The sequence below is a fragment of the Streptomyces barkulensis genome (assembly GCF_002843305.1).
Lineage (GTDB): Bacteria > Actinomycetota > Actinomycetes > Streptomycetales > Streptomycetaceae > Streptomyces > Streptomyces barkulensis.
Map to the genome: position 1 here is coordinate 14,746 of NZ_PGSG01000073.1, position 16,201 is coordinate 30,946.

Genomic DNA, 16,201 nt, shown 5'->3' on the forward strand with positions numbered 1-16,201 from the left:
CCCGGCCCGAACCCTACCGGTGCTCCGCGGGGGCCGCCCGCCGGGAGGGGCCGGGACGGGCCGGGCCCGGGACACGGCCAACCCGGCCCCGCCCCGGGCCGGTTCGGCCGGTCCGAAGGGGCGGGGCCGGGCCGGCCGTCACATCCGCCGCGTCAGGACACCGCGCAGGCGGCGCCGTCGAGCGTGAACGCCTCCGGAGCGGTGTTGGCGCCGTTCCAGGTGCCGGTGAAGCCGATGGTCACCGAGCCGCCCGCCGGGATGTCCGCGGTGTACGAGGCGGGCTCGACGGTGACGGCCGCCCCGCTCTGGCCCGGGGTGCCGCCCCACATGTTGGTGATGGTCTGGCCGTCGGCGAACCGCCAGCCCAGCGTCCAGCCGCTGATCGCGGACGCACCGGTGTTGCGGACGGTCACCTCGCCCTGGAAGCCGCCCTGCCACTGGCCGACGACGCTGTAGCCGACCGAGCAGGCGCCCGGCGCGGGGTCGCCGCCCCGGCCGGTGGTGACGTCCACCGTCGCCGAGCGCTCGGAGCGGTTGCCGGCCGCGTCCCGCGCGTACACCGCGAAGGTGTGGGAGGTGCCGGCCGTCAGCCCGGTGAGCTGCGCCGAGGTACCGGTGACACTGCGCACGGCGGTCTCGGAGGAGCCGTCGACGCGCACCACGTCGTACGCGGTCACCCCGGTGTCGTCGGAGGAGGCCGCCCAGGACAGGGTGACACCGGTGGAGGTCACACCGGAGGCCACCGGGGTGCCGGGCCGGGTGGGGGCGGTGGTGTCGCCCGGGCCGCCGGAACCGCCGTAGACGGTGGCCTCCCTCGCGGTCGCGGCGATGCCGTTCGCGCCGTTGAACAGGCGCTCGCCCCAGCTCGTCATGGCGTCCGGGTCGAAGCCCTCGACCATGTCCAGGTACTCCACGCCACCGCCGTTGCCGCTCCAGGACCAGCCCAGGTAGCCCAGTCCGAACTCCTCGGCGGTGGCCAGGATGGCGTCCTCGTCCGGGTTGCCGTCACTGTGGTCGTGCCCGAACTCGCCCACCAGGATCGGCAGCCCGGCGTCGGTGAAGCGGCCCAGGTAGTCGCGCACCTCGGCGGCGGTGTCGAAGACGCCGTACATGTGGACGGAGAACATCGTGTTGCGGTCGGGATCGGCGGCGAAGACCGACGCGGCGTTGTCGCGCATGGTGAACGACCAGTCCTGGCCCCAGTTGGGGGCGTCGACCATCAGCGCGTGGTCGAACCCGGCGTCGCGCAGCTTGCCGATGGCGCCCCTGGTGTCGTCGGCCCAGCTCTCGTAGCCGCTGTTGCCGTGCGGCTCGTTGCCGATGTTGACGACGATGTAGTCCTCCTGGCCCTCCAGCGCGCTCTTGACGCTGATCCAGTAGTCCGCGGCCCGGTCCAGGGAGGCCGCGCCGCTCTGCTCGCCGTAACCGGTGGTGTCGTGCACCTCCAGCACGCAGATCAGCCGGTTGGCCTTGCACTCGGAGACGACGTTCGCCACGTCGGAGGCGTCGTTGCGCGTCCAGCGGTCGCCGCTGCTGAGCACGACCCGCACGGTGTTGGCGCCCTTGGCCTTGATGTGGGCCAGGGAGTCGAGCTCGCCGGTGTACCAGGTGTGGGCGTGGTTGACGCCCCGCATCACGAAGTCGTTGCCGTTGCCCTCCAGCAGGCGTCCGCCGCTGACGTGGAGGCCGGTGGCGGCAGTGCTCCCGGTGGCCCCGGACGCGGCCTGCGCGCTCTGGCCCAGGCCGGACAGCGGCAGCAGTAATCCGAGCAGGGCGCCGGAGACGGCGGCCCCGCGGGTGGTGCGTGGTCTCATCTGTCACTCCAGTGAACCGTATGGCTGACAACGATGTCAGACCGGCGCGGCGCGAGCACCCGGCGGTCTGGTGTGGAAGCGCTCCCAACCAACCGTCGCCGCCGACGCCGCGTCAAGAGGTGCGACACGAATCGGTTCCGGAACCCTCAGGCGCTGAGCGGGAACTCCTCACCCAGCTCGCGGAAGACGGCGGTGTTCAGCGCGAAGGCACGCCGGCACTCCTCGGCGATCCGCTGCTTCTCCAGATCGTCCGCCGGCACCGCGTCCAGCGCCGCCCGGTACTCGCGCTTGAACGCGGCCGGATTGTCGATCCCCTCGAAGACGTAGAAACGCACACCGTCGCCCCTGCGCGCGAACCCCCAGGCCTTCTCGGCCTTCCCCCGGATGATCTGGCCACCGGAAAGATCGCCCAGATAACGCGTGTAGTGGTGCGCGACATAGCCACCGGGCCACTGACGCACCAGCTCGGCGATCCGCCCGGCGTACGCGGCCGTCGCCGGCAGCGGGACCAGCGACCCGCGCCAGCCCTCCCCGCCGTGCAGATGGGACAGATCACGCTCCAGGGCGGCGGTACGGGCCAGCTCGGGCCGCAGGAACGGTCCTGCCACCGGATCACCGGCCAGCCCCTCCACCCCGTCCTCCAGAGCGCGGTAGACGAACCAGAGCTGCTCGGTGTACCGCCGGTACGCCTCCACCCCCAGCCCGCCGCCCAGCAGGGCACCCATGAACGCGGAACCCTCCGCCTCCGTGTGCTGCTGCCGGGAGGCCTCACGGATGAGGACGGAGAACGGAGTCGTGGCGGACGCGACCAAGGCGGGCCTCCGGGGACCAGACGACACAAGAGGACGGCGCCACAAGAGCACCGCCGGACCCGACCGATTCTCGCCGACCGGGCCCGCAAGTCAACGTCTTGCCGACAGCTTGTCGGAAAACCGTCAGGGCAGTGTCAGAATCTCCGCCCCCGAGTCGGTGACCACGAGCGTGTGCTCGAACTGCGCCGTCCGCTTCCGGTCCTTGGTCACCACCGTCCAGCCGTCCTCCCACATGTCCCACTCGTGGGTGCCCAGCGTCAGCATCGGCTCGATGGTGAACGTCATGCCCGCCTTCATCACCGTCGTCGCCCGCGGGTCGTCGTAGTGGGGGATGATCAGCCCCGAGTGGAACGAGCTGTTGATGCCGTGCCCGGTGAAGTCGCGCACCACCCCGTAACCGAAGCGCTTGGCGTACGACTCGATGACCCGGCCGATGACGTTGATCTGCCGGCCCGGCCGCACCGCCTTGATCGCGCGGTTCAGCGACTCGCGCGTCCGCTCCACCAGCAGCCGCGACTCCTCGTCCACCTCCCCGCACAGATAGGTGGCGTTGTTGTCACCGTGCACACCGTGGATGTACGCCGTCACGTCCAGATTCACGATGTCGCCGTCGCGCAGAACGGTGGAGTCCGGAATCCCGTGGCAGATGACCTCGTTGACCGAGGTGCACAGCGACTTGGGGAACTTCCGGTACCCCAGCGTCGAGGGGTAGGCGCCGTGGTCGCACAGGTACTCGTGCGCGACCTCGTCCAGCTTGTCGGTGGTCACGCCGGGAGCGATGTGCCCGGCGGCCTCCGCCATGGCGCGGGCGGCGATCCGCCCCGCGATCCGCATCTTCTCGACCGTCTCGGCGTCCTGCACCTCGGGACCGGTGTACGGCGTCGGGGCGTCCTTGCCCACGTACTCCGGGCGGGGGATCGAGGCGGGCACACCGCGGTGCGGGGAGACGGTGCCGGGAACGAGAAGCGACTGGCCAGACATGTGCGCGAGTCTAACCGTGATAGGCGACGCCCTGGCAGGGCAGCATGAACCACATGGCACTCTTCAAGCGCAAGGCGACAGGCAAGCCCGGCGAGTGGTTCTACTGTTTGTCCCACCACACGGTCGAGGAGGGCCCCCAGTGCCCGGCCAGGGAACGCCTGGGCCCGTACGCGACCCGCGCCGAGGCCGAGCAGGCGATGGACACGGCCCGCGAGCGCAACGAACGGTGGGAGAACGATCCGCGCTGGAACGAGCCCGCCCCGCGGGACGAGACCGAGTGAGCGGCGCACCCGCCCACCGGCGTGACCCGGCGCCGCCCCGCGCGGGCCACACACCCGCGCCCGGGCGACGAGCCCGCACCACCCCCGGGGCCCGGCCCGCGCCACCGTCCGCTCGCAGCCGGGCGACGGCGGGAGGGGACGGGGAGGGGCGGACGTTCCGGACACTCAAGCGTGATTTGCGGCCAATAGGCGCTTCAGTCAGCGGTGCACGGAACGGCCGTAAATCATGCCGTCCGGAATGTTCGCCCCGGACCGGCACCGACCCCCGCACACACCCGGCCCCCACCGCACCCCGGCCCCCACCGCACCCCGGCCCCCACCGCACCCCGGTACACGCTCAGATGTCGGTGAGCCGCACCCCCGCGTGCGCCCTGTACCGCCGGTTGACCGAGATCAGGTTGGCGACCAGCGACTCCACCTGGTGCGCGTTGCGCAGCCGGCCGGCGAACACGCCGCGCATCCCCGGGATGCGCCCCGCCAGCGCCTGGACGATCTCGCAGTCGGCCCGCACCTCCCCGAGCACCATCACATCGGTCTCGATCTCCTCGATCTCCGGGTCCCGGAGCAGGACGGCCGACAGGTGGTGGAAGGCCGCGGTCACCCGCGAGTCCGGCAGCAGGGCGGCGGCCTGCTCCGCGGCGCTGCCCTCCTCCGGCTTCAGCGCGTAGGCGCCCTTCTTGTCGAAGCCGAGCGGGTTGACGCAGTCCACGACGAGCTTGCCCGCCAGCTCCTCGCGCAGGCTCTCCAGGGTGGCGGCGTGCCCCTCCCACGGCACCGCGACGATCACCACGTCGCTGCGGCGTGCGCACTCGGCGTTGTCGGCGCCCTCCACGCCCAGGCCCAGCTCCCCGGCCGCGGCCCGTGCGCGCTCGGCGGTCCGCGAACCGAGGATCACCTTCTGGCCGGCCCGGGCCAGCCGGTACGCCAGACCGCGGCCCTGGTCGCCGGTGCCGCCCAGCACGCCGACCACCAGGCCGGAGACGTCCGGCAGCTCCCAGGGGTCCTTGGCGGGGGCCTTCTTCGGGGCGTCTGCGGAAGCATCGTTGGAGGTCATGCTCCGATCCTGCCAGGGTTTGCGGGCCGGGGTGCGGTGGGGTGCGGGTGCGGGTGCGGTGGGGCCCAGGGTGCGGTGGGGTGCGGGTGCGGTGGGGGCCGGGTGTGTGCGGGGGTCGGTGCCGGTCCGGGGCGAACATTCCGGACGGCATTATTTACGGCCGTTGCCGTGCACCGCTGACTGAAGCGCCTATTGGCCGCAAATAACGCTTGAGTGTCCGGAACGTCCGCCCCTCCCCGTCCCCTCCCGCCGTCGCCCGGCTGCGGGTCCGTGGCGGTGCGGGCCGGGCGCGAGGCGGCGTCGGGCCGCCGTCGCCCGGCTGCGGGTGCGGGGTGGTGCGGGCTCCGGGTGCGGGCGTGGTGCCGGTCGCGCCGGTGGGCCGGCGCGGTGGCGGGTTCCGCCGGTGGGCGGGGCGGCCCCGGCGCGGGGGGTGTGGGCGAGGATGGGGGACAATGGGGACCGTCGTAACGCCGCACCCTCAGGAGCCCGTCCCCATGGCCCCCTCGTCCCCGACCCGACGACTGCCCCTGTTCGCCCTGGTCGTCTGCGGCCTCGCCGTCGTCGCGGCGGTGGTGTCCTTCGTCCGGGGGGCCTGGCCGGTGGGGATCGTCTGGGTCCTGCTGGCCGGACTGTCGTCCAACATGGCCTGGTACTACGTGCGCCGCGCCAGGCTGGAGCGGGCCGCGGCCGAGGCGAACGGCGTCACCGGGGGATGAAGACGTTCTGGGGCTCGCCCTCCCAGAAGCGGAAGTACCGCAGCCCGTAGGCGACCTCCTGCCAGGAGACGCCCAGAGCCGCCATCACGGCGTCGACGCCGTTCCAGAAGACGGCGTTGACCTCCGGGATCCACAGGCAGGCGAAGACCGCGAGGAGACCGAAGGGCGCGAAGGGCTCCATCTGGCGGCGGGCCTTGAGCGATAGCCACGGTTCGATGACGCCGTAGCCGTCCAGGCCGGGGACGGGCAGGAAGTTGAGGATCGCGGCCGTGACCTGGAGCATCGCCAGGAAGGCCAGTGCGCAGCGGAACGCGATCGGCGCGTCGTCCAGCAGGCCCAGCAGGAAGGGCGTGACCAGGGCGAGGGCGAGGGCGGCGTTGACCAGGGGGCCGGCCGCCGAGATCAGGCTGTGCTTGAGCCGGCCGCGGACGCGGTGGCGCTCGATGAACACCGCGCCGCCGGGGAGGCCGATGCCGCCCATGATCACGAAGACCACGGGCAGGACGATGCTCAGCATCGCGTGGGTGTACTTGAGGGGGTTGAGGGTGAGGTAGCCCTTGGCCCCGACGGATATGTCGCCGCCGTGCAGCGCGGTGCGCGCGTGCGCGTACTCGTGCAGGCACAGGGAGACGATCCAGGCCGAGACGACGAAGAGGAACACCGCGAAGCCGGTGCTCGCCGCGTAGCCCGCCCACACGCCCCAGGCCGACACCCCCATGACGGTGACGAGCCCCAGGAACACGGGGCTGACCTGTCTGTTCATGGGGCCAGACCGTACCCGGCGCGGGCGGCGGGGCACGAGCCGGGGCCCGTGCCCGGCCGGCCTACTGCGCGCTGATGTCGATCGTGCGCCGCTTGCCCTGGGGCGACTTCGGGATGCGTACGGTGAGCACCCCGTCGGCCAGGTCGGCCGAGACCGCGTCCTCGTCGATGTCGTGCGGGACCATGGTGCGGTAGGAGAACCGGCCGGTGCGGCGGCTGAGCACCTTCCCGTGGTGCTCCTCCTCGAGCTCGCCGGTGATGTGCAGCTCGTTGGCGTCCAGCTCCACCGAGACGTTCTCGCGCGGGATGCCGGGCAGCTCGGCCCGCACCAGATAGGCGTCCTCGGCTTCCTCCTCCTCGACCAGCGGCACCCAGGGCCGCTCACCGGTGGGCGTGGTGCCCTGCTGGAAGAACCGGCCCACCTCGGACCACAGGTTCTCGAACTCGCTGCGCGGGTCGCGTCGTACTGGCATCTTCACGGGAGTGCCTCCCTCCTCGTGGCCTGTCCGTGCGCCGTGGCGGGTATCCGGGTGCGGGCGAACATAACGGGCGGCCCGCCGACGGGCCGGGGGAAGGCCGTCGGCGGGCCGCCGCGGGAGGACCGGTGGTGGCCGGTGGGGGAGGGCCGGCCGCCGCCGGTCAGTGGAAGGTGTGCTCCTCGGCGGGGAAGGCGGAGCCGACCACGTCCTGGGCGAACCCGCGCGCCGCGTCGCCGAGCGTCTCGCGCAGCCGCGCGTACTGCTTGACGAAGCGCGGCATCCGGCCCGACGTCATGCCGGCCATGTCCGTCCAGACCAGCACCTGGGCGTCGCAGTCCGGGCCGGCGCCGATGCCGATGGTCGGGATGCCCAGGGAGCGGGTGACCTCGGCGGCCAGCTCGGCCGGCACCATCTCCATGACGAGGGCGAAGGCGCCGGCGTCCTGGGCGGCCTTGGCGTCGCGCAGGAGCTGGTGGGCGGCCTCGTCGCCGCGGCCCTGGACGTAGTAGCCGCCCAGCGCGTTGACCGACTGCGGGGTCAGGCCCAGGTGGGACATCACGGGGATGCCGGACCGCACGAGCAGCTCGGTCTGGGCCAGCGAGCGCTCGCCGCCCTCCAGCTTCACCGCGCCGGCGCCGGCCTCCTTCACCAGGCGGGTGGCGTTGCGCAGGGCCTGGACGGGGCCCTCCTGGTACGAGCCGAAGGGGAGGTCGGCGACGACCATCGCCCGCCGGGTGCCGCGTACGACGGCGGCGGACATCATGGCCATCTGCTCCATGGTGACGGGCACCGTGGAGTCGTAGCCGAGGTGGCAGTTGCCCGCCGAGTCCCCGACGAGCAGGACGGGGATGCCCGCCTCGTCGAAGACGGACGCGGTCATCGCGTCGTACGCGGTGAGCATCGGCCACTTCTCGCCGCGCTGCTTGGCGGCGGCCAGGTCCCTCACGGTGATGCGTCGCTGCTGCGTTCCGCCGTACAGCGCCTTGCTGCTGTCGGCTGCCTGCTGGGCATGCGTCATTGCGCCGGCTCCTGTGTTCGTCGTCTCGAGGCGCCCTCACGGCGTCCCCGGATCCGCGTCCATGGTGGCACTACCGCCGGGCGGGAGGGAAGAGGGGCCGCCGCGGTGCGACACGGGGGAGCGCGTGACGATACGAGACGGGTTCGTATCGTAAATGTCCTAATCTGTGGCGATGAGTGCAGTTGATTCCGAAGCGCCGCCGTGCTCGGTGATCCCGGAGGCCGTGCACCGCAGGCGCTGGGCGATCCTGGCCGTCCTGATGCTCAGCCTGCTGATCGTCGTACTGGACAACTCGATCCTCAACGTCGCGATGAAGACCATCGCGACCCCGCCCCCCACCGGACTCGGCGCCACCCACAGCCAGCTGGAATGGGCGGTGAACTCCTACACCCTCGTCTTCGCGGGGCTGCTGTTCACCTCGGGCCTGCTCGGTGACCGCTACGGACGCAAGCGGGTGCTGCTGGCGGGCCTGGCGCTGTTCGGCGCCGGATCGGTGCTGGCCGGACTGTCCGGCTCGCCCGGCGAGCTGATCGCCTTCCGTGCGCTGATGGGCGTCGGCGGCGCCCTGGTGATGCCCTCCACGCTCGCCGTCCTGATGAACGTCTTCGAACGCGACGAGCAGCCCAGGGCCATGGGGATCTGGACCGGGAGCGTCGGCGCGGCCATCGCCGTGGGGCCGGCCACCGGCGGCCTGCTGCTGGAGCACTTCTGGTGGGGCTCGGTCTTCATGGTCAACGTGCCCATCGTGATCGTCGCGCTGATCGCGATGGCCGTGCTCGTCCCCGACTCCAGGGACCCCGCGCCCGGCCGCCCCGACGTCCCCGGCGTACTGCTGTCGGTCGTCGGCCTGGTGCTGCTGGTGTACGGCGTCATCAAGGGCGGGCAGCTCGCCGACTTCACCGACCCCGAGGTGCTGCTCACGGTGGGCGGCGGCCTCGCCGTCCTGGCCGGCTTCGTGCTCCACGAGAGGCGCAGCCGGCACCCGGCCCTGGACATGCGGTACTTCCGCGAGCCGCCCTTCTCGGCCGCCGTAACCGCCGTGGCGCTGGTGTTCTTCGCGCTGATGGGCGTGACGTTCTTCATGGTCTTCTACACCCAGAGCGTGCGCGGCTACACGCCCTTCCAGACCGGTCTGCTGCTGCTCCCGCTCGCCGCCTCGCAGCTTTTCTTCGCCTCCCGGGCCGAGCTGGCCGTGAAACGCTTCGGCGCCCGGGCCACCTGCGCGGCCGGCCTGCTGGCGGTCGCCGCGACCATGGCGGCATTCGTGCTGCTCGGCACCGACACCCCGATCTGGGTCCTGGAGGTCCTCTTCGTCGTCCAGGGCGCCGGGATGGCGCACGTCACGCCGCCCGTCACGGTCACGATCATGCAGTCGCTGCCGCGCGAGAAGGCCGGCTCCGGCTCGGCGGTCAACAACATCTTCCGGCAGGTCGGCGGCGCGCTGGGCGTCGCGGTGCTCGGCTCGCTGCTCTCGGCGGCCTACCGGGGCCGGATCGACGCAGAACTGGCCGGGCTGCCGGGCCTGTCGGAGGACGCCCGGCACGCGGCGGGCGAGTCCATCGAGGCCACCCGGGCACTGGCCGAGCGGATGGGCCCGGCGGGCCGGGCGCTGACCGAGCGGGCCGACGAGGCGTTCGTCCACGCCATGCACGTCACGGTCGTGGCCTCCGCCGCCGTCGCCCTGGCCGGTGCGGTGGTCGTCGCGCTGTTCATGCCGGGCAGGCGGGGAACGCCGGGCGGGGGGATGGGTGAGAGGGGTGAAGGGGAGGAGGGGAAGGGCGAGCGGGAGGACCGGGGAGAGGGGGTGGGCGTGCCCGGGGCGGGGCGTGGGCGGGACGCACTGGAGGCGGAGGTGGAGCGGTGAGGGAGGAGGGCGCCGGGGTGGTGCGCGCCGTGCGCGGCAGGCCGCGCAGCGCGGCCGCGGACCGGGCGATCATCGCGGCCGCCCTGCGGCTGCTGGAGCGCGGGGCCGGCGTCGGCGCGCTGTCCATGGAGGGGATCGCCCGCGAGGCGGGCGTGGGCAAGGCGACCGTCTACCGCCGCTGGCCGGGCAGGGACGAACTGCTGCTGGACGTCATGCGGGCCCTGGACGAACCCCCGGCCGAGGTGCGCGGCGACTGCGTGCGGGAGGACCTGGTGGAGATCCTGGAGGGGCTGCGGCGCAAGGGCCTGGCCAAGCGGGACTCGGCGCTGCTGCGCACCATGATGAGCCACTTCCACAGCCGTCCGAGGCTGTGGCAGGCCTACCACGACACCGTGATCCGCGCCCGGCGCGAGACGCTGCACGCGGTGCTGCGGCGCGGCGTGGCCGAGGGCGGGATCCGCGCGGACCTGGACGTCGAGCTGCTGGGGGAGCTGTTCACCGGGCCGATGCTGTCGCGGGCGCTGCTGCACGAGTGGAGGGAGCTGCCCGAGGGGCTGGCCGAGCAGATCGTGGACGGGGTGCTGGACGGCGCCCGGCCGCGCGGCTGACGCGGCAGAGGGGGGCTGAGGGGGGGCTTGAGGAGGCCGGCGCGTTCTCGGCGGGGGCGCGGAGGTGTGCGGGGCTGTGCGGGGCTGTGCGCCGTGCCGGAATGTGCGTGTTTCGTTACAGTGGCGGGTGCTGCCGAAAGGTCAGGAACCCGCCGCAGGACCGCGTTCGTCCTGGCAGACGTACAGGCGTACGGGCCGCCCGGTGCGGCGCGCCCGGCAGGCAAGACCGGCCGCCACCCGGACGCCGGACCGGGGCGGCGGCCTCGCGATGACGGCAAGTGAGGACGGCGGATGGCACGGGCGTACATGACCGAGGCGGAGTCGCAGACGTCGCGGGGCGAGGTGGACGGGCGCCCCGGCCCCGCCCCCTCCTTCGCCGCCCGCCTCCGGCGCGCGATCGCCCGGGCGGGCGGCGAGGGCCGGTGGCGCCGCGGCCTGCTGCTCGCGCTGCTGGCCGTGCTGGTCGCGCTGCTGATGGCGCTGCACTCCCGGGTGCCCAACCGGGTCGGCAACCTGGGCAGCCTGCTGGAGACCTTCCTGCCGTGGCTCGGCCTGGCGATCCCCCTGCTGCTCCTGGCCGCGCTGCTGCGCCGTTCGGCCACCGCGCTGGTGGCGCTGCTGCTGCCCGCCGTGGTCTGGGCGGACCTGTTCGGCGGCCTGGTCACGGACAAGCGCGCCGGCGGCGGAGACCTGACCGTGGTCACCCACAACGTCAACGCCGACAACTCCGACCCCGCCGGTACGGCGCGGCAGCTGGCGCGCAGCGGCGCCGAGGTGCTGTCCCTCCAGGAGCTGCCGGGCCGGTCGGTGGCGGAGTACGAGAAGGCGCTGGCGGACGCCTACCCCCACCACGTGGTGCTGGGCACGGTCGGGCTGTGGAGCAAGTACCCGATCGACGACGCCCGGCCGGTGGACATCGGCATCGGCTGGACGCGGGCGATGCGCGCCACCGTCGGCACGCCGAGGGGGGACGTGGCCGTGTACGGCGCGCACCTGCCGTCGGTGCGGGTGAGGTTCGAGGCGGGGTTCACCGCCCGCCAGCGCGACGTCGCCTCCGACCTGCTGGGCGAGGCCATCGTGGCGGAGTCCGTCGGGCGGGTGGTGCTGCTGGGCGACCTCAACGGGACGATGAACGACCGGGCGCTGGCGTCCGTCACCTCGCAGATGCGCTCCACGCAGGGCGCGGCGGGCGACGGGTTCGGGTTCAGCTGGCCCGCGTCGTTCCCGATGGCCCGGATCGACCAGATCATGGTGAAGGGGGTCGAGCCGGTGTCGTCGTGGGCGCTGCCGCCGACCGGCAGTGACCATCTGCCGCTGGCGGCGTCGGTGAGCTGGTAGGGCCCGGCCGGTCCGAGGGTTCCGGAGGACGGCTCGCCCGGTGCGGGGGCGGGCCGTCCGCTGTTTGTGGCACGGCTGTCACCTATTTGTTTTGTGCCGGAACAAAAAGCTGCGAGACTTGGTCGTGTCCGGGGCGGACCGGTTCCGCTTCCTGTGTCCTGCGTCTGCTGCGCACCCACCCTCCGCGTCGAAAGGCTCTCCCATGCCCCTGGCCCTGCTCGCCCTCGCGGTCGCGGCCTTCGGGATCGGCACCACCGAGTTCGTGATGATGGGCCTGCTGCCCAACGTCGCGGACGACCTGGGCGTCTCCGTGCCCGCCGCCGGCCATCTCGTCTCCGCCTACGCCATCGGCGTCGTCATCGGCGCCCCACTCCTGGCCGCCGTCGGGGTCCGCGTCCCGCGCAGGCGGATGCTCATCGCCCTGATGGGCCTGTTCACCATCGGCAACCTCGCCTCCGCCCTCGCTCCCGGCTACGGCACGCTGCTGGCCGGACGGGTGCTGGCCGGGCTGCCGCACGGCGCGTTCTTCGGCGTCGGCGCGGTCGTCGCCGCCCGCCTGGTGCGGGAGGGCAGGCAGGCGCGGGCCGTGGCCACGATGTTCCTGGGGCTGACCGTGGCCAACATCGTCGGCGTGCCCGGCGGTACGGCACTGGGGCAGCAACTGGGGTGGCGCGCGACGTTCCTGGTCGTCACCGTGATCGGGCTGGCCGCGATGGGGGCGCTGGCGGCGCTGGTGCCGTATCTGCCGCTGGAGCGGCGGGGCGGCGGTGCGGGGGACGCCGGTGCCGGTGGCGGTGGCGTGGTTCGTGAACTGCGCCGCGAGGTGCGGGCGCTGGGGGACCGGCAGGTGCTGCTCGGACTGCTGACGGCCGTCTTCGGGTTCGCGGGCGTCTTCGCCCTCTACAGCTACCTCGCCTCGATGGTCACCGAGGTCACGGGGATGGCCGAGTCGTCGGTGACGGTCGTGCTGGCCCTCTTCGGCGTCGGCATGACGCTGGGAGCGCTGGCCGCGGGGCCGCTGACCGACCGCGCGCCGCGGCCCACGCTGTACGGGGCGCTGGGTTCGCTGGCGCTGGTGCTGGTGGCGTTCCGGTTCACCGTCCACGTGCCGTGGGCGGCGATGGCGACCGTGGTGGTGATCGGCGCGGTGGGGTTCATGACCACCACACCGCTGCAGATGCTCGTGATGGAGAAGGCGCGCCACGCGCCGACGCTCGCCGCGGCCTCCAACCACTCCGCGTTCAACCTGGCGAACGCGGGCGGTGCGTGGGCCGGTGGCACGGCCATCGCGGCGGGCTGGGGGTGGACGTCCCCGGCGCTGGTGGGCGCGGGCCTGGCGGTGGTGGGGCTGGTGATCGCCGTGGTGGCGGGGGTGCTGGACCGGGGGGCGTCGTCCGGGCGCCGGTCGCGGGTGGTGGCCCGCTGGGCGGGCTCGCGGGAGGCGGGCGACCGGGACGGGGCCGGCGTCCACTGAGGGCGGCGTCCACTGAGGGCTGGGGCCGCCGTGGGCGGTGGGGGTGCGGTGGGGGCCGGGTGTGTGCGGGGGTCGGTGCCGGTCCGGGGCGAACATTCCGGACGGCATTATTTACGGCCGTTCCGTGCACCGTTGCCTGGAGCGCCTATTGGCCGCAAATCACGCCCCTGGCCTCCGGCATGGGGAACCCCGGAGTGTCCGGAACGTCCGCCCCTTCCCGTCCCCTCCCGCCGTCGCCCGGCTGCGGGCGTGGGGTGGTGCGGGCCGGGCCCCGGGGGGCGGCACGGGCTCGTCGCCCGGGTGCGGGTGGGCGGCCTCTGCCCGGTTCCGTCCGGCGGTCGACTCTTACAGGGGGGAACGGGCGGGATCGGGAGCCCCGTTCGGGCGCCCCGGTGGTGGGGCGCCCGCCGTCGGGGCCGGGGTCAGCCGGTTTCGCGCCAGCGGTTGGTGATCGGCAGGCGGCGGTCCTTGCCGAAACCCTTCGCGGAGATCTTCGTGCCCGGCGGGTACTGCCGCCGCTTGTACTCGGCGGTGTCCGTCATGCGCAGGACGCGGGTGACGGTCTCCTCGTCGAAGCCCTCGGCGATGATCTCCTCCCGGCCCCGGTCCAGGTCCACGTACAGCTCCAGGATCCGGTCCAGGACGTCGTAGTCGGGGAGGGAGTCGGTGTCCACCTGGTCCGGGCGCAGCTCCGCGCTCGGCGGCTTGGAGATGGAGTTCTCCGGGATCGGCGGGGTCCCGCCGCGCTCGGCGGCGGCCTTGTTGCGCCAGCGGGCGAGGCGGAAGACGGTCGTCTTGTAGACGTCCTTGATCGGGCCGTACGCGCCGACCGAGTCGCCGTAGAGGGTCGAGTAGCCGACGGCCAGTTCGGACTTGTTGCCCGGCGCGAGCACGATGTGGCCCTCCTGGTTGGACAGGCCCATCAGCAGGGTGCCGCGCAGCCGGGCCTGGAGGTTCTCCTCCGCCAGGCCGGTGAGGTGGAGCGAGTCCATGTAGGCGTCGAACATCGGGGCGATCGGCACGGTGCGGAAGTTGAGGCCGGTGCGGCGGGCCATCTCCGCCGCGTCGTCCCTGGAGTGCTCCGAGGAGTAGCGCGAGGGCATGGAGACGCCGTACACGTTCTCCGGACCGATCGCGTCGCAGGCGATGGCGGCGGTGAGGGCGGAGTCGATGCCGCCGGACAGCCCGATGAGCACCGAGCGGAAACCGTTCTTCAGGACGTAGGCGCGCAGGCCCGTGACGAGGGCGGTGTAGATCTCCTCGTCGTCGTCCATACGGGGGGCCTCCGCGCCGGTGACCTGCGGCTCGTACGCGGGGAGGGGGGAGGCCGACAGGGTGCGGTGCTCGATGCGCAGGCCGTCGGAGACGTTGCCGGAGGGGGGTTCGGTCGCGGCGGCGGGCAGGTCGAGGTCGAGGACGACGCAGCCCTCCTCGAACTGCGGGGCCCGCGCGATGACCTCGCCGTCGGCGGAGACGACGATGGAGTCGCCGTCGAAGACCAGGTCGTCCTGGGCGCCGACCATGGCCAGGTAGGCGGTGGTGCAGCCGGCCTCGCGGGCCCGGCGGCGCACCAGGTCCAGGCGGGTGTCGTCCTTGTTCCGCTCGTAGGGGGAGGCGTTGACGGACAGCAGCAGGCCCGCCCCGGCGGCGCGGGCGGCGGGCACCCGGCCGCCGTCCTGCCACAGGTCCTCGCAGATCGCCAGGGCCACGTCGACGCCGCGGACCCGGACCACGGGCAGGGTCTCGCCGGGGACGAAGTAGCGGAACTCGTCGAAGACCCCGTAGTTGGGAAGGTGGTGCTTGGCGTAGGTCAGCACGACCTCGCCCCCGTGGAGGACGGCCGCGGCGTTGCGGGGCGCGCCGGCGGGCTGGCCGTAGCGGGGCTGGGCCTCCTCCGCCCGGTCGAGGTAGCCGACGACCACGGGGATTTCGCCCAGTCCCTCGTCGGCCAGGCGGGCGGCGAGGGCGGTGAGGGCGGAGCGGCTGGCCCGGACGAAGGACGGGCGCAGGGCCAGGTCCTCGACGGGGTAGCCGGTGAGCATCATCTCGGGGAACGCCACGAGGTGCGCCCCCTGCTCGGCCGAGTGCCGCGTCCAGCGGACGACCGCGTCCGCGTTCCCGGCGAGGTCGCCGACGGTGGAGTCGATCTGGTTCAGGGCGAGTCGTAGCTGAGGCACACGGTCAGTCTAATCGTCGTACTGACGCGATCCCGGGAGGCGGGGACCGGCCCGGCTACCGCGTGTCGCACCCGTTCGGGTGAAGGTCTCGGTCCCAGGTGTGGTGGGGGCTTCCGGCTTACGATGACGGCCTCGACCACCGGCCGTCAGGAGGAATGCCATGTCCGCCGCAGCAGTCGAGTACCCCTGCGACGACGCGCCGAACCTGCTGGAGGAGGCCGAGGAGCTCTCGCAGAGGCTCCCCGGCTACCGCGTCGAGATCATCGGGGGAGAGATCACCGTGACACCACCCGCCGACGGGCACCATGGAGATGCCCTGACCGACATCATGGTCCCGCTTCTGGCCGCGGGCCTGCATGGCAAGGAGAGCCGGGTGATCCAGGCTGTGGGCGTCTGGCTGCCGGACGGGCCCTTCGACTACGCCGTTCCCGATCTGGCCGTCGTGGACGCGGACTTCGACGAACACAGGGCCGAGCACAACTGCTACGACCCCGCGGTCTTCCGGATGGTGTTGGAGGTCACCCCCTCCAACTACGGCAATGACCTGAAGAAGAAGGTCACCGCCTATGCGATCGCCGGGATCCCCGTCTACGTCATCGCCGACCGCCGCAACCGGCGGGTGCATGTGCTGACCGAGCCGGAGTACGGGGAGTACCGCGTGCACGCGGTACATCCGCCGGGGGAGTCCTTCACGCTGCCGGAGTCGGTGGGTGCGCCGGTGACGCTGGAAGCGGACCGGGTGCTGGGGCTGGGGTAGCGGCTCCCGGAGGGTTGTCGCGCGGGGCTCGTGCGGTCATGCTGGGAGCGCTCCCAGGAAAGGAGG

At 72.9% G+C, this 16,201-nt stretch carries 15 protein-coding genes; 7 read left to right on the forward strand and 8 right to left on the reverse strand.

The genetic code is table 11. The features are described 5' to 3' along the window. Positions 1-152: 152 nt before the first annotated feature. The 3 genes from CUT83_RS14230 to map all read right to left on the reverse strand — a co-directional run bounded on the left by CUT83_RS14230 (position 153) and on the right by map (position 3,607). Entirely contained in the window at positions 153-1,814 is a 1,662-nt protein-coding gene (locus CUT83_RS14230; RefSeq protein ID WP_101256209.1) for a cellulase family glycosylhydrolase, read from the reverse strand. 146 nt (positions 1,815-1,960) lie between these two features. Then, complete coding sequence (locus CUT83_RS14235; RefSeq protein ID WP_101256210.1) at positions 1,961-2,626, reverse strand: biliverdin-producing heme oxygenase; 666 nt, start codon at positions 2,624-2,626, stop codon at positions 1,961-1,963. Positions 2,627-2,749: 123 nt separating this feature from the next. After that, complete coding sequence (gene map / locus CUT83_RS14240) at positions 2,750-3,607, reverse strand: type I methionyl aminopeptidase (RefSeq protein ID WP_101256211.1); 858 nt, start codon at positions 3,605-3,607, stop codon at positions 2,750-2,752. A 53-nt stretch (positions 3,608-3,660) separates the two neighbouring features. Here map and CUT83_RS14245 point away from each other — a divergent pair, with 53 nt between their 5' ends. After that, positions 3,661-3,888, forward strand: a complete 228-nt coding sequence (locus CUT83_RS14245; RefSeq protein WP_101256212.1) for a hypothetical protein — start codon at positions 3,661-3,663, stop codon at positions 3,886-3,888. A gap of 337 nt (positions 3,889-4,225) precedes the next feature. On the opposite strand, the gene npdG is transcribed toward CUT83_RS14245, so the two are convergent. Next, positions 4,226-4,942, reverse strand: coding sequence for an NADPH-dependent F420 reductase (npdG, locus tag CUT83_RS14250; protein WP_101256213.1), 717 nt, complete (start codon positions 4,940-4,942; stop codon positions 4,226-4,228). 494 nt (positions 4,943-5,436) lie between these two features. On the opposite strand from npdG, the gene CUT83_RS14255 reads away from it, so the two are divergent. Further along, on the forward strand, positions 5,437-5,658 hold the full coding sequence (locus CUT83_RS14255) for a hypothetical protein (protein ID WP_101256214.1): 222 nt from the start codon (positions 5,437-5,439) through the stop codon (positions 5,656-5,658). Here the strand turns inward: CUT83_RS14255 and CUT83_RS14260 are convergent. The 3 genes from CUT83_RS14260 to panB all read right to left on the reverse strand — a co-directional run bounded on the left by CUT83_RS14260 (position 5,645) and on the right by panB (position 7,917). Continuing rightward, positions 5,645-6,421, reverse strand: coding sequence for a site-2 protease family protein (locus CUT83_RS14260; RefSeq protein ID WP_101256215.1), 777 nt, complete (start codon positions 6,419-6,421; stop codon positions 5,645-5,647). The genes CUT83_RS14255 and CUT83_RS14260 overlap by 14 nt on opposite strands. Before the next feature lie 61 nt (positions 6,422-6,482). Continuing rightward, complete coding sequence (locus tag CUT83_RS14265) at positions 6,483-6,893, reverse strand: Hsp20/alpha crystallin family protein (RefSeq protein WP_101256282.1); 411 nt, start codon at positions 6,891-6,893, stop codon at positions 6,483-6,485. Positions 6,894-7,059: 166 nt separating this feature from the next. Further along, entirely contained in the window at positions 7,060-7,917 is an 858-nt protein-coding gene (panB, locus tag CUT83_RS14270; protein ID WP_101256216.1) for a 3-methyl-2-oxobutanoate hydroxymethyltransferase, read from the reverse strand. A gap of 172 nt (positions 7,918-8,089) precedes the next feature. Here panB and CUT83_RS14275 point away from each other — a divergent pair, with 172 nt between their 5' ends. The 4 genes from CUT83_RS14275 (at position 8,090) to CUT83_RS14290 (ending at position 13,201) form a co-directional block, all read left to right on the forward strand. Then, positions 8,090-9,781, forward strand: a complete 1,692-nt coding sequence (locus CUT83_RS14275; protein ID WP_101256217.1) for an MFS transporter — start codon at positions 8,090-8,092, stop codon at positions 9,779-9,781. Then, on the forward strand, positions 9,778-10,389 hold the full coding sequence (locus CUT83_RS14280) for a TetR/AcrR family transcriptional regulator (protein WP_101256218.1): 612 nt from the start codon (positions 9,778-9,780) through the stop codon (positions 10,387-10,389). The genes CUT83_RS14275 and CUT83_RS14280 overlap by 4 nt, the downstream gene beginning before the upstream one ends. A 291-nt stretch (positions 10,390-10,680) precedes the next feature. After that, positions 10,681-11,727: an endonuclease/exonuclease/phosphatase family protein gene (locus CUT83_RS14285; protein WP_101256219.1), complete on the forward strand. Its 1,047-nt coding sequence runs from the start codon at positions 10,681-10,683 to the stop codon at positions 11,725-11,727. 202 nt (positions 11,728-11,929) lie between these two features. Further along, entirely contained in the window at positions 11,930-13,201 is a 1,272-nt protein-coding gene (locus CUT83_RS14290; RefSeq protein ID WP_101256220.1) for an MFS transporter, read from the forward strand. Positions 13,202-13,623: 422 nt separating this feature from the next. On the opposite strand, the gene CUT83_RS14295 is transcribed toward CUT83_RS14290, so the two are convergent. Further along, positions 13,624-15,378, reverse strand: a complete 1,755-nt coding sequence (locus CUT83_RS14295; RefSeq protein WP_101256221.1) for an NAD+ synthase — start codon at positions 15,376-15,378, stop codon at positions 13,624-13,626. Positions 15,379-15,538: 160 nt separating this feature from the next. Here CUT83_RS14295 and CUT83_RS14300 point away from each other — a divergent pair, with 160 nt between their 5' ends. Further along, a complete protein-coding gene (locus CUT83_RS14300; RefSeq protein WP_101256222.1) occupies positions 15,539-16,135 on the forward strand; it encodes a Uma2 family endonuclease in 597 nt (198 codons plus the stop codon). The last annotated feature ends 66 nt before the right edge of the window (positions 16,136-16,201 follow it).

Coding starts and splice junctions, on each gene's coding strand:
- CUT83_RS14230 (WP_101256209.1), bottom strand. CDS start 1,814: ATGAGACCACGCACCACCCGCGGGGCCGCCGTCTCCGGCGCCCTGCTC.
- map (WP_101256211.1), bottom strand. CDS start 3,607: ATGTCTGGCCAGTCGCTTCTCGTTCCCGGCACCGTCTCCCCGCACCGC.
- CUT83_RS14260 (WP_101256215.1), bottom strand. CDS start 6,421: ATGAACAGACAGGTCAGCCCCGTGTTCCTGGGGCTCGTCACCGTCATG.
- panB (WP_101256216.1), bottom strand. CDS start 7,917: ATGACGCATGCCCAGCAGGCAGCCGACAGCAGCAAGGCGCTGTACGGC.
- CUT83_RS14275 (WP_101256217.1), top strand. CDS start 8,090: ATGAGTGCAGTTGATTCCGAAGCGCCGCCGTGCTCGGTGATCCCGGAG.
- CUT83_RS14245 (WP_101256212.1), top strand. CDS start 3,661: ATGGCACTCTTCAAGCGCAAGGCGACAGGCAAGCCCGGCGAGTGGTTC.
- npdG (WP_101256213.1), bottom strand. CDS start 4,942: ATGACCTCCAACGATGCTTCCGCAGACGCCCCGAAGAAGGCCCCCGCC.
- CUT83_RS14255 (WP_101256214.1), top strand. CDS start 5,437: ATGGCCCCCTCGTCCCCGACCCGACGACTGCCCCTGTTCGCCCTGGTC.
- CUT83_RS14290 (WP_101256220.1), top strand. CDS start 11,930: ATGCCCCTGGCCCTGCTCGCCCTCGCGGTCGCGGCCTTCGGGATCGGC.
- CUT83_RS14300 (WP_101256222.1), top strand. CDS start 15,539: ATGTCCGCCGCAGCAGTCGAGTACCCCTGCGACGACGCGCCGAACCTG.
- CUT83_RS14265 (WP_101256282.1), bottom strand. CDS start 6,893: ATGCCAGTACGACGCGACCCGCGCAGCGAGTTCGAGAACCTGTGGTCC.
- CUT83_RS14285 (WP_101256219.1), top strand. CDS start 10,681: ATGGCACGGGCGTACATGACCGAGGCGGAGTCGCAGACGTCGCGGGGC.